Here is a 12354-nt window from a genome sequence, read left to right as displayed (position 1 = left end):
TGGGATGATTAAAGCTTTGATAACGGTGTTTGAAATATAATTCAATATTTCCCCTGTGTTCCCAAGTTCCTAATACTTTAATAGCAACACTGGAATAATGAGCAAGTAAATCAATTTTTACTTCTGCTACTCGCTTGAGAACGGGTCTTTGGGTTACTCCTATTTTGTAGATAATTCCAATATTCGTTTCAATCTCTAAAAAATACAGGCTAGAGGATAGAATACGTTGAAGTTGAGCGCGATACAGCTTCAAATCAGTAAATCGATATACTAAATCTGGAGCATTTTTGTATTCGGCGTGTTTAAAAGCTAGCTCAAGTTTCAGCAGCTTTTTAAGTAATAGCGGCTCCTGTACATCATTGAATCGCCTGAAATATAGCGCTCCAACTGGAATTTTACCCAAATCACTAAATTCATATTCAGGTGGGGTTAAGCATACGTTTTTTCTCAATATTCCTGCTTTGAGTAAACCGGGAGTAACTAAGTAGGAACTAATAGGGTAATTTTTGGCTCCGTACTCCTGCCAAAGCAGTTTTAACTGTGCCAAATCCTTGCCAGATAATTGAATATTGAAATTATCATAGAGTGGCAGAGTAGGGAATTCCCGGTTAGCTACGGGGCGGCAAGTTTGGTCATTATGAGCAAAATGATGCTCTTTCACCTTGCCTTTTTTAGCAGTTAACTCCCCATTACAGTAAGGACACTTAAGTGAAGTCTTACCTCTTGTGATATCTTCAATACATATCAAGATACCTTCTTCATTTACACCATATTTCAGCCACATTGTCATACCATTATTGAATAGTTAAAGTTGCTTTTACAAGTGTGCTTCAACTTTTAAAAAATGTATCTATCTTCTGGGCTAGGTAATGTTGATTTGAAGAATGTAAGTGCAATGGAATCAAGCGTAGGCATCGCTTGATCGTCGCTCCTTATCTCTTGAGGATAAGTGTAGTTTGTGTGAATGGATACCCAAGAATTTCTTAGAGGAAAAAAGGAAAGTGAAGGCGTTGGCGATCGCTTAAACTCGTTAACAGGTTTACTCAATTCAGTTCTGGGGGATAATCTACTGGGAAAGTAACTGCCTGTGATGACCTTGGAAGACAACCAGCTAAACCTATTTTTTGATTTACCCCTCACACCAGCACGTAGAGCAGAGGCGCTGGTGATGAGCCAGGATGCTTTGGTGCGGTGGAAAGCGCAAATTTTGGACTATCAGCAACGGGTAAGGGAGAGCAAGCCGCCTGAGCAGGTGACACTGTTTGACATTGCACCAAAACACTGCGACCCAAACCGGATCGATCCGTTGCAGTTACAGGTGCGATCGCTCTCGTTTTGGAGGATGCCAGCAGATAGCCCCGGCGATGCGTGTCTGTACTTTGTTGTTGACTCTGCGGCTGGACTAGTGCTGTATGTGGGGGAAACTTGCAGAAGTAACAAGCGGTGGAAGGGTATACACGCCTGCAAAGATTACATAGCAAGCTATCAGGATTTGCATTATCGCTACGGAATGAAGACAGCAGTCAACATCGCGTTTTGGTGGGACACTCCCACAGACCGACGCGCACGGCAGGAATTGGAATTGAATCTGATTTTGAAGTGGCGATCGCCGTTCAACAAAGAAAACTGGGAGCGCTGGGGGCAACCGTTTGGGTAGGCCCCATCGCACCCCTACAGCTACTCCAGCTTCAGCTTTTGGGATGATACTTTGTAAAGTGCGATCGTGTTTCCTCTCTACGAGACGCTGAACGTGAACGCTTGTAAATCTGCGATCACTCCTTATCGCTTTTCATCTATCATCAGTTTATTGCTATCAAAATTGATATCAAATGGCTGATGACAAGACCCCACCAAGCGAAATGATTCGCGTCCCTACTGCCTTAATTCCAGTAGTACGCCAACTATCCAAACTGCACAGAGAGGGGCATACAATTGCCTTGCTGCAAGGCTTAGAAGAATTGATATCTAAGTTTGATAGCAATATTGATATCGATGTTGCCCCAAGCAGTAAATCGGTTTTGCAGCTGGAGGAGAAGCTGGAAACCAAACTAGAGGCTATCTCCAAGCATCTGGAAAAATTGGAACGGGCTATTTCATCAACTCGATACAACAGTCAACCCAAACAAAGAAGACAAGCTAACCCATACCAACAAACCCAAGTTGAACTGCAAGCATTGCCCTCTGAAAACTTAGCACCGCGACTAGGTTTAACACCGTCAAGCCTCACAACTGAGCGAGAAAACAAGATCGATAAAGAATTTATCAGCTGGACTCGTAACCGCGACCCAAGGGGCATAGGTTGGGAATGGAATGCAAAAGATGGGCTGTACTACCCAGTGAAATAACAGTTTTTTAGTAATATTTATGTACTAAGTAAATCGGCGATGCCTACGGCGGTAAACTACGCTATGAGTCCTCTAAGAAACTCGCTCTCGCTCTAAAATCTGCAATACAGCACCTGCACGGCGCTTTCTTTCCTCTCCCCGACGGTCATATCGTGCAGCCTGGGCTGGGGTAGCATGACCAAGCATCATTTGAACAGTAGCAAGATCCACTCCAGCATCTAGTAAATCTGATGCAAATGTGCGCCGTAAATCGTGGGGCGAGAATGCCTCTACACCAGCTTCCTCGCCCCGTTTGTGCAAAATGAATAACACCGCCTGGGGCGTGAGCCGTTGCTGAACAACACGACCAGATTTATTAACCTGACACAGCACTGGGCCAGCTGCCTTAGTTCTAATTTCAATCCAATCATCAACCGATGCAGCCGCGCTTGGGGATAAATAAAGCGTCCGGTCAACCTTTCCCTTACCAGACCTAACCTTTATTTCCCCATCATCAGATTTGAAATCCTTTAAATCCAGCTTGACCACCTCAGACCGACGCAGACCAGCACCGCGCAGAATGGCAATTAGGGCAGCGTCACGAAATCCGGCGGGGGTGCGATCGCCAAAGCAAACCGTCATCAACGAATCAATCTCGTCCTGGCTTAATGCCCGTCCCCTTAACTCCTTTCTAGCCTTCACACTCTGGATGTCTACAGCTCTCGCGTAATCGACGGGTGACATTAACTCTAATCTCAACGCTTCTTTGAGAACTCGCCGCAGCGCACACAAAACACGGTTAACCGTTGCGGGTTCATAGTTTTTGATAAGTGCTGCACGAATGGCGGCGGTGTGTTTGTAGCGTAATTCTGCCCAGTTGAGAGTTAGGTAATCTGCCTCGCCATTGGTTAGGAGTTGAGCAATTAGGGAGAGACTTCGCTTCATCGTCGGCTCAGACCCCGACGAAAGTGAAGAAAGGTAAACCGAGGCTGGGTGTTCCGTCAGTGGTGGCGGAACTCTGAGAACCAATGGTGCAACGGTACTAGTAGACATCACTTATCAAAATAGGCATTCTAGGAAACCATGTTTTGCACAATAATGTTTTGATAAGTAATCCACAATCGTACTCGCACACGGATGTTTCGTACTCAGTGTATGGATGTATGCAATATCTGGGGACAAGCCGTTACGTGTCTTGGCTCTCTCCCCCGCTTTCCTTTCCCTAAGAATGGGGGCGACCGTTTGGTTAGAGCGGCTTACTTTTCAAGAGAACTCAGGATGGGGGGGCGATCGCAACATACAAATTTAAAAGCGTAGTGAGAGAGCTAAAATATTTTCTTTTATATCTATTTTAGAAAAACCTATACACTTATATGTTTTTACAGTACTATAGAAAGTATGAATTAAGGTTGAAGCTCAACTATGAGTAAAAAACAGAATGAATCAGAGTTGGTTAAGCTCTCAGCTATAGACGAAGATATTCTCACGGCTTTGCTGGGAAGAGAACTTTACGGTCTTGAAATCTTGAATGTACTCAATGATGGCAGACCAATACCTATTGGCTTTGGGAGCTTATACCCCGCTCTAAATCGACTGGAGAAGAAAGGCTTAGTCTTGTGGCATTGGGGAGATGAAGCCGAAGAAACAGGTGGAGCGCGGCGCAAATACTATAGAGTAACGGCTTTGGGTGTAACGGCTCTCAGAGAAGTACAAGAATATCGTCAACAGCTTGCTTGGCGATCTGGAATGGCTACTCCCGGTTTAGAAGGAGCTTAACAACATGAGCCAAAATTTAAAGTTTAAAAGTGTGAGAGTGACAAAGGTTGCATTTACAGCAATAGCATCTATCTTATCTATCGCATTAGTTTACGCTCAGGAACTTCAAAACCCCAAAGAACATAATACGAAAGTTTACGATGTCAGCTTTAGCCCTGACGATAAGCTCCTTGCTTCTGGAAGTGGTGATGCCGCTATAAAAATCTGGGATGCCGCTATTGGCAAAGAATTGAATACTCTCAAAGGGCATTCAGACCGGATTTCTAGTATCAGCTTTAGCCCTGATGGAAAAACTATTGCTTCTGCTAGTGCTGACAAAACCATTAAAATCTGGAGTCTATACGGTAGAAGAACAAAAGTCCTCCGAGGACATGATGCTGAAGTCACTAATGTAAGCTTTTGTCCTGATAATCAAGTCATTGTTTCAAGCAGTGTTGATAATACAATATCCCTCTGGAGGTCAGACGGCAAGTTAGTAAAAACTTTAACCGTGGGTAGTTCGATTCGCAACGTTGATTGCAGTCCTGACAGCAATATCATTGCGGTTGCTAGCGATGATAGTCTAAAACTCTGGAGTCGAGACGGTCAGGAACTGCAAACTTTCAACCTTTCTTCATTAAATAATAGAGGAAAAATTTATATCGATTTTACCTCTGATGATAAAGCTCTTCTTATTGCCAATGATGAGAAAAAAGTCAAACCTTTAAGTTTACTCCGTTGGCTACAAGCAGGAAAAAAGGATAGCTATGAATTATACGCTTTCTATGAAAATTATCTTGCTGGAGGTAATACAAAAAAACTCAATATCAATGTTAAGTCTCCGGCTGTAAAGGATGGGTCTTTTATAAGCACTGCTACTATTGCACATGGAAATAGTGGCAATATCAGTATCAATACTAAGTCTCTGACTATAAAGGATGAGGCTGTTATAAACAGTGCTACCGTATATGGGAATGGTGGCAATATCAGTATTTATGCTCAGTCTCTGATTGTAAAGGATGGGGCTGTTATAAGCACTGCTCCTGCTGGACAAGGGAATGCTGGCGATATCAGTATCAATGCTTCAGAGAAAGTTTCCCTTGATAGAATGGAGAGCGACGAAATTTCAAGTTCCACATCCAGTGCTGTAGGATTTGATGATGCTGTGGGAAATGGAGGAAACATCAACATTAACGCAAGGTCGATTTTGTTGGATAATATTGCTAGTCCCTACGAGTACAACGCAGGTCATTTCAAAAATCGAGATAGTCGAGTATTAAAACCTTACAAAAAGAATCGTGAAAAGTCCAATAAAATCATTTTAAGTAATGAGAACAGTATCGTTGCTTCTATTGGTGGTAACAACACAGTCCTCTTGAGTAAGAATGGCTTATTACTACGTACCCTGAAACATAATAAGCCTGTTCGCGCTTTTGATTTTCATCCTAATCATACGATTCTTGCTTCTGGCTGTGATGATGGAACAATCTACATTTGGAATGTTAATACTGGCCAATTAATACGTAGTTTAAAAGTACATGAGAGGAAGGTAAACAAAGTTGATTACAGCCTTGACGGTCGAAGGATTACCTCTACTAGTGATGATGGTATTGTCAAGGTTTGGTATCCTGACTCATCTACTAGTAAAGGTGTAATAGTTGCATTTGTTTTCGTATTTTCTGGAGTCATGGTGTTATTGTCTATAACAAAGCGCCGACAAAGCAAACGACAGAAGAACACCTCCAACACTCAAAACAGTTACATCATAACTGGGTGGGTAATTTGTGTTTTGCCAGAAGATTGGCGAGGCGATCTAGAAGCATTACGTTATGAATTAATTGCTGCAAATAAACCCAAGTTTTACGTCAGATTCATTACAGCCACAACATTAATAGATATGCTTTTTGGTGGTATCCGAGTGAAGTTGCATAATCTTTATTATGGTAATAACTTCATGGCAGTTCCTGGTCGCCGTTCTATCACCGACAGCAAAGATAAGTCAGTAACTCACAATAATTTAAATGAGTAACCTGCTTGACTCTTCCAACTTCCAAGCAGGTACTCTTTATCCAATGTAGGAGAGCAACAAATGGATTCTAATCTTGCTACTAACCCACACTATAATAATATGACGAACAACAACCTTGCATCTGTTCCTATCACAACCCTCAACTCAGATTCAGTATTGATGGCTCGTATTGCAGAGGAAGGCTTACGTCAAACACAACAGACATTTAACATAGCTCGTCAAAGTTTTCTACTGGCATTGGTTATGACAGGAGCAAGCGCCATTGTAGGGTTTGTGGGTGTTGGATTTTTATTAACAGGGAAAGCCTCTGAGGGAACTATAACTACTGCTGGGGGACTTGTCTCAAGCATGGTTTTTATCCAACTTGCCAAAGATGCTAGCGATCGCCTCGACAAAGCTAACGAACGTCTTGATAAAATTGCAGCAAAAGTCAAGGACGAAGATTAAATTATTTCTGCTTGAGTAGTGCGATCGCCCACTTTCCCCCAGAACTAATCCCCCCAAACTGCCATAAATTCTTCCCACTCCTGATCAGTCTGTGGTGGTTTGTCTTTGGTCAGTCCCACTATTCGGGCTAACTGCCTAGCTTGGTCTGGGTTTTCGCCAAGCTCTATCAACTGGTGTTCTAGGTTGGGGTCGTAGCCTTGGGCTAGTAGCTGGGCATACTCAGTATCGGTCATGCCGAGGTCGTGGGTTTCAGTCATGGTGGGGGGTGCGATCGCTCTGTTACCAATTAAAGTACTTTTGCTGCCACTTTACCTAATGCTGTCTCAACACGACTGGTAAATTCTGATGGGCGATCGCAAGTTAGGAATTAAGCTCAACTTCATAGAGAAATGGTATGAGTTCTATAAAGCCCTGCTTGACGCAACATCTCTAATGCATTTCTAGCTCGTTCTTCCATTGATTGCATTGGCAAGTGAATAGACGTATTTACAAGTTCTTGAATTTCAAAGTTTCCAATATTTTTTAAAGCTTCTGTTCTTGGCTCCAATAACTGCCAAATTTGTGGCATTTCTTGCACTTTGCCATCTCTGAATTTAATTTTTCTTGGCGGAATAACCTCCTCAAAATTTCTACCTTCCCATTCTTTAGCTAGAAAAACAATACTACTAGAAACTGGAATTTCAGTTTGAGGTTTCACTGATGTACATCTATTTGCAAAAGTGAGAGGTATTCCAAATACTGAACAGCTATATTTTAAAGGTGTACCGACATATCCAACTGTGACTTTACCGCTAGCAATTCCAATGTGAGGGCAGAAACTAAGTGCGTCATGCTCACTCATCCATCTAGCTGCTTGAACTGCCTCTTTAAAAGGATCTTCAGAACCAAATTCTTTTGAGAAGACGATCATAATTTCATCTCCTATATATTTGTCAACAATCCCGTGTGTTCCTTGCAGTGCTTCAGCAGTAATCCATGCGAAAAAATTGTTAACAAATATTAATATTTCCGTTGAGCTTAGTTCTAGGGTTCTCGCTGAAAAGTATGAAATATCAGAATATAGAATAGTGGCTTCTATCTCTCTTCCTTTAATAGGAAACTTGGCACCCCAACCGTCATCTAATTGAGCGTCTATTGTAAGAGGGTTAGAAATTAAATAATCTTCTAAAGAATTGTAGCGATAGTAAACCATTTTATTTATACTTATCGGCACTAGTTTTTGTCGTATTTTTTTACATCAGTTAAAATTACATCACCACTAACAACCTTTACGTTAGATTCTTTAACATTCATTGATTGCTCTTTTTACAAATTACTTTTAATATTATTTTCATTAGTAAAATCTATTATTAACACCTTGAAAACGACTTTTTTATAAGAATTTAACTTGCTATATTTATGCACCAACCTAGAATTTTGTAGTAAACCGATTGTAGCCAAGTAAGACATCGTTTTATATTTTATTTGTCTAGTTTGACCAAATTTGCACAAAAGGATTTTCCATGTTTTTCGCACCAGTTACTGCCTAGACTATAAGCAGTATTAAAATCAAAACGACTATCGGAAGCTAAATCTTCTTCTTGCCAAAGTAAAAATTTTGTGCCATCTGGACATCCACATGAATAAATAGCTTTTTCATCTTTTATATTTTTAAAGTATCTATCAGATACCCACAATCTGTTATTTGTAGATAAGCTGGCTAACTTTGCGGCCATATTAATGGGCTTGCCAGCCCATACCTCATTTTGTCTATCTGTCCTACCTTGATAGCGTTTAAGACCAAACTTTCTTACTAAAACTGTTTTTTGATCAATGCCAAAATGCCCTCCTATTGTCTGGCTAGTTTTTTCTTTAATCATTGGAGTAAAATACTCTGCCACGAAAGTTTTAAATGAAATTGTTGCTGCCATAGCAGTGTAAGGCTGATCGTAGTCAAATAAAGCAAATACTCCATCGCCTTTTATATCAATATATGGAGAACCAAATTTTGAAAAAATTCTAATTGCTGTTTCTGTGAATAATCTGTAAGCTTTAGCAGTACTTTTATCATGTAAATTCGCACTTAACTTTGTTGAACCTTCCATATCAACAAAGCAGCATATAACGTTAGGAATCTTAAACCAATATATTGGATTTTCAATGGGAATTTGGCTAGTATCTGGAATCTTTGACCTTAATGTTATGGATACTGCTTGTTTGAAGTAATCAACCTCACTCGAAATAATATTTTCAATGGTAGGCAGTAATCTGCCTTCCGATTCTGAATCCTCTCTAAAAAAAAGATTGTCTAGCATATTTGAAATTCTCTATAATTTGTTGAATTAGTTAGTTTATTATTTGTATAATATGGCGTACTGTTATCAAATTGAGTGATAAATAATTAGGCTTAAAACTAAGCAGATTGGAATAGAAATTATTGCTCCAATCAATATGTATAATGCAAATGAAAATAATTTAAATTTAAGATAAGTAATTTCTGAGTTGACAATAATTTGATTGGATAAATCGAAATATTCTTTTTTTTGAACATTGCTGATTTGACCTTCAAAATATAGTCTGTTAATTGCATCAATCAGTTCAGATGTTTTGTATTTAAATAAGTGTCCAAAATAATAAAAATTATCATTATCACTTATTCTAAATTTATAATTTACCTGGGGTTTACTTTTCTTCCATACAATATACTCAAGATTGGTTTTGGGTAAAAAAGATAATGAGCAAACCAATGAGCAAAGACATAAAAAAGATGTAGTTGTTAGAAAACCTATATATATGGATTTAGGTATATTTGATGCTGCACTTAAGTAAGCTAATGTTGCTGCCATACCGGCTCCAGAAAAACCAAGAAGGACAGCATTTTTTGCTTCTGCGAACTTTAACCAATCATTTACTATCTGAAATATTTTCGTTAACTTCTCTGTTACTTCATCCACAGCAATTACCTCACGTCAATCATCAAACTCGCATCATTGCCGAAAACATCAACCAGACGAACTGCGTAGCTTGCAGCCGTAGGCATCGCACACTACTACATCTGATAAACCTTCAGCACCTCATCGCCATAGTGGTTAATTACCTTAACAGCAATCTTCCCAGGCTTACCGTCTTTGGTTTGCGGCGGGTCAAAGGGACGGCTGGTAGTGGAGTAGAGGTCTGACCACGCATCTTCATCAACCTCAGCTTTCAGAGTTTTCTTGAGTTTCTCATAGGGTTGATCTGCTCCGGTGAAGTAGGCATGACGGACAAAAAAGCTTTCGCCATTATAGTTGGTGTCAATGAACCAACAGGCAATGTCATTGGTTGAACTACTGCGGATTTCGCCAGTGGTGGGGTCATAAATATCTAGACCATGCAGAATGGCGGTGAGCTTACCTTTATCTTGTTTAATCTCAACATCTGGTTCCCCAAACACCATAAACAAGTTGCCTGCTCCGGTTTTTTTGAGCAGTTCATCACCCAGAAGCAAATCAGTGTTCATCCGCGTTATCAAAACTTGCAGCTTACCGTAGCGTTTTGATTCTTCCGAAACACCAGGGTCAAAGGTAAAACCGCAGACAACCAGCAGGTCATACCCTAGACCTTGCACAGCTTCTTTCGCAGCGTCCTTAATGTGGTCTGAACCAACAGTGCCATATTCGGGGCCAATAGAAACTGCAACCCGTTTCACTTTGCCGTCTTTATCAGTGTATTCTCCCTCTGCTTGTATCCAAATACCAGGATGAGGTTCAAGGGAGTCCAATTTGAGGCGTTCATCTTTTTTAGTGTTCTGAACACCCGCTCTCCTTAAGTTCTCAATAATTCTGATTTCAAATTGGTCAGAGGCGTGTTGAGTGCCTTCAGCTTCTGAGGCAGGTCGTTCATCGTCGGCAGCAAGGACACGGTGAGGCGAAAGACTTTCTACAGTAAAGGGGCCAGTTACCCGCAAACGTTTCTTATCTTCATAGGGTTGGTCATAGAGTGTTTCATAATCAGCGTTACGGGCAATAGATGCGTCAATTTCCTGCTGGCGCTGCTGTCTGAGCTTCGACCACTCTTGCAATAAGTCTTTTGCTTCCTGTGACCATTTATCTTGAGGTTCGCGGGGGATTTCCCACTCTTCCCAGGATTTTTTGAGGAGTTGGTTTAACTGCGTGCGAATGGTTTCTAGTTGTTGCTGCCACTTGTCGTGGATAGTGTCGATTTCTGGGTTGTTAGCGATCGCTCCTAATGTGATATGAGGAACGCGCTTGTAGACAAAGCCTTTTTTGATGTCCTCTTCTGTTTTAATATTGGCTCCTGGGAGTTGTCCGGTAATTTCTGCTTCTTTTTTAATGCCTTCTGGTGAGTCAGCTAATAAAAAGTAGGGGAATTGTGCTGACATTAAGCGAGTTTTTGCAAGGGCTAAAGCTACACGGCTGGTGTCAATTGTAATCCAGCGCCTACCCCATTGCTCGGCAACGTATGCCGTACTAGCACTACCCATAGTAGGATCTAAAACTAAGTCGCCTGGATCTGTAGTCATTAGAAGACAACGTTCAATCACTTTTGGTGAAGTCTGAACTACATAAACTCTATCTGCTGCATACGCAGTATCTCTCCAACTATTATCTAGTTGTATAAGTGGAAAATCTAAGTGAAATTGCTTAAAATAAGGATTGTTGCCTAAAATGAAAACTCTATTTGCCAAAATTAACCTTTGAATACCTTCTAGGGTTGTTCTCCAGCTTTTCTTACCGAAAGGTTTACATTTGAATCCTCTAAAATTAAAGTCAAAAGTACATGATTGCGTGAATCCTGACGAGGTTAAAACAGAACGTCTAAATATTTGAAAAATATTATTTTTTGATAATACTTTAAACTCATCTTCCTTTATTCTTCTGTAACCATCAGATGAGTCTTCATTTATGAGGCGATATTCTTTATCTTCAGAAATATCTTGTTCCGTAAAAATTGGTCTATACTTGATTTTCTCTTTATTTTTACCGTACCATAAAATATAATCATACACTGAAGCTAATCCACTCTGGCTTAATGCACTCATACTTTTATAGTTAATTTGAGCAATGAAATTCTCACTGCCAAAAATTTCATCTAATAAACACCTCACTAGATGCACATTGTCATCCCCAATCTGGACAAAAACACTACCAGTTTCAGTCAATAACTCCCTCGCTACAACCAACCGATCGCGGAGATAAGCCAGATAAGAATGTATCCCCAACTCCCAAGTATCCCGAAACGCCTTCACCTGCTCAGGCTGTCTGGTTACTTCCTCAGCTTTACCATCCTTAACATCCCGCTTTCTGGTTGATACCTGCCAATTTGACCCAAACTTAATGCCATAGGGGGGGTCTAGGTATATCATTTGCACCTTGCCTTTTAGCCCTTCCTTCTCAGCCAAGGAACCCATCACAAGCAGTGAGTCACCAAGAATCATGCGGTTAGTCCAACTCACCCCTTCCTTATGTTGATAAAAATCAATTAGCTTCTCAAAAGCTAATCCATTGAAGTCACCAAATAAACTCAACTGTTCAGGCTGTTCCTTTTTAGCCTGAGTGCGGAAATTTTCAATAATGGCTTGGGGATGAATCTTTTCTTGAATATAAATTGGTAGAGCAGGAACTTCTAAATCTTGGCTGTCTTGTTTATCTTTATCTTTCCAAACTAACTGAGGGTCTAAAGCTGTGTCACGAGGGTAGAGTAAAGGTTTTTGCTCTTTCTCTTGGTCAGATAAAAAACCACGCAGTTCTTCTGTAGGGATATTCGCTCTTTTATCTTTATGTTTAACAGTACCAATTGGAGTTTTTTTAGACATAGTTC

The 12354-nt window shown here is 40.6% G+C and carries 12 protein-coding genes; 5 read left to right on the top strand and 7 right to left on the bottom strand.

The window, feature by feature from the left end; translation table 11 throughout:
* Positions 1-790 (bottom strand): GIY-YIG nuclease family protein (locus VB740_RS07515; protein ID WP_323199418.1); only part of this gene is annotated, 790 nt, incomplete at its 3' end.
* A 378-nt stretch (positions 791-1168) separates the two neighbouring features.
* Here VB740_RS07515 and VB740_RS07510 point away from each other — a divergent pair.
* Both VB740_RS07510 and VB740_RS07505 read left to right on the top strand, forming a co-directional pair.
* Positions 1169-1657, top strand: coding sequence for a GIY-YIG nuclease family protein (locus VB740_RS07510; RefSeq protein ID WP_416289409.1), 489 nt, complete (start codon positions 1169-1171; stop codon positions 1655-1657).
* A 172-nt stretch (positions 1658-1829) separates the two neighbouring features.
* Positions 1830-2345: a hypothetical protein gene (locus VB740_RS07505; protein WP_323199416.1), complete on the top strand. Its 516-nt coding sequence runs from the start codon at positions 1830-1832 to the stop codon at positions 2343-2345.
* A gap of 72 nt (positions 2346-2417) precedes the next feature.
* On the opposite strand, the gene VB740_RS07500 is transcribed toward VB740_RS07505, so the two are convergent.
* Positions 2418-3377, bottom strand: coding sequence for a tyrosine-type recombinase/integrase (locus tag VB740_RS07500; protein ID WP_323199415.1), 960 nt, complete (start codon positions 3375-3377; stop codon positions 2418-2420).
* 369 nt (positions 3378-3746) lie between these two features.
* On the opposite strand from VB740_RS07500, the gene VB740_RS07495 reads away from it, so the two are divergent.
* From VB740_RS07495 to VB740_RS07485, 3 genes are read left to right on the top strand one after another with little or no spacing between them, the layout of a single operon-like run.
* On the top strand, positions 3747-4100 hold the full coding sequence (locus VB740_RS07495) for a PadR family transcriptional regulator (protein WP_323199414.1): 354 nt from the start codon (positions 3747-3749) through the stop codon (positions 4098-4100).
* 4 nt (positions 4101-4104) lie between these two features.
* Positions 4105-6108 carry a WD40 repeat domain-containing protein gene (locus VB740_RS07490; RefSeq protein WP_323199413.1) on the top strand — a complete coding sequence of 668 codons (2004 nt, stop codon included), beginning with the start codon at positions 4105-4107 and terminating at the stop codon, positions 6106-6108.
* 60 nt (positions 6109-6168) lie between these two features.
* The gene (locus VB740_RS07485; RefSeq protein WP_323199412.1) at positions 6169-6555 is read left to right on the top strand and encodes a TRADD-N-associated membrane domain-containing protein; all 387 of its coding nucleotides are present in this window, start codon (positions 6169-6171) and stop codon (positions 6553-6555) included.
* Between the two features lie 44 nt (positions 6556-6599).
* Here the strand turns inward: VB740_RS07485 and VB740_RS07480 are convergent, their stop codons facing one another.
* From VB740_RS07480 to VB740_RS07460, 5 genes are all read right to left on the bottom strand, one after another.
* Positions 6600-6812 carry a hypothetical protein gene (locus VB740_RS07480; protein WP_323199411.1) on the bottom strand — a complete coding sequence of 71 codons (213 nt, stop codon included), beginning with the start codon at positions 6810-6812 and terminating at the stop codon, positions 6600-6602.
* A 122-nt stretch (positions 6813-6934) separates the two neighbouring features.
* On the bottom strand, positions 6935-7747 hold the full coding sequence (locus tag VB740_RS07475) for an adenylate/guanylate cyclase domain-containing protein (protein WP_323199410.1): 813 nt from the start codon (positions 7745-7747) through the stop codon (positions 6935-6937).
* Positions 7748-8015: 268 nt separating this feature from the next.
* Complete coding sequence (locus VB740_RS07470) at positions 8016-8849, bottom strand: hypothetical protein (protein WP_323199409.1); 834 nt, start codon at positions 8847-8849, stop codon at positions 8016-8018.
* A gap of 66 nt (positions 8850-8915) precedes the next feature.
* Positions 8916-9488, bottom strand: a complete 573-nt coding sequence (locus VB740_RS07465) for a hypothetical protein (RefSeq protein WP_323199408.1) — start codon at positions 9486-9488, stop codon at positions 8916-8918.
* A 95-nt stretch (positions 9489-9583) separates the two neighbouring features.
* Positions 9584-12349, bottom strand: coding sequence for a site-specific DNA-methyltransferase (locus VB740_RS07460; RefSeq protein WP_323199407.1), 2766 nt, complete (start codon positions 12347-12349; stop codon positions 9584-9586).
* Between the last annotated feature and the right edge of the window lie 5 nt (positions 12350-12354).

Origin of the sequence: Nostoc sp. UHCC 0251 (genome assembly GCF_034932245.1) — a bacterium.
In the GTDB taxonomy this organism is placed as follows: Bacteria; Cyanobacteriota; Cyanobacteriia; order Cyanobacteriales; family Nostocaceae; genus Nostoc.
The sequence above is the reverse complement of the archived record's forward strand: the minus strand, read 5'-3'. Positions and strand labels throughout refer to the sequence as shown.

Coding starts and splice junctions, on each gene's coding strand:
- VB740_RS07510 (WP_416289409.1), top strand. CDS start 1,169: ATGAGCCAGGATGCTTTGGTGCGGTGGAAAGCGCAAATTTTGGACTAT.
- VB740_RS07505 (WP_323199416.1), top strand. CDS start 1,830: ATGGCTGATGACAAGACCCCACCAAGCGAAATGATTCGCGTCCCTACT.
- VB740_RS07500 (WP_323199415.1), bottom strand. CDS start 3,377: ATGTCTACTAGTACCGTTGCACCATTGGTTCTCAGAGTTCCGCCACCA.
- VB740_RS07495 (WP_323199414.1), top strand. CDS start 3,747: ATGAGTAAAAAACAGAATGAATCAGAGTTGGTTAAGCTCTCAGCTATA.
- VB740_RS07490 (WP_323199413.1), top strand. CDS start 4,105: ATGAGCCAAAATTTAAAGTTTAAAAGTGTGAGAGTGACAAAGGTTGCA.
- VB740_RS07485 (WP_323199412.1), top strand. CDS start 6,169: ATGGATTCTAATCTTGCTACTAACCCACACTATAATAATATGACGAAC.
- VB740_RS07480 (WP_323199411.1), bottom strand. CDS start 6,812: ATGACTGAAACCCACGACCTCGGCATGACCGATACTGAGTATGCCCAG.
- VB740_RS07475 (WP_323199410.1), bottom strand. CDS start 7,747: ATGGTTTACTATCGCTACAATTCTTTAGAAGATTATTTAATTTCTAAC.
- VB740_RS07470 (WP_323199409.1), bottom strand. CDS start 8,849: ATGCTAGACAATCTTTTTTTTAGAGAGGATTCAGAATCGGAAGGCAGA.
- VB740_RS07460 (WP_323199407.1), bottom strand. CDS start 12,349: ATGTCTAAAAAAACTCCAATTGGTACTGTTAAACATAAAGATAAAAGA.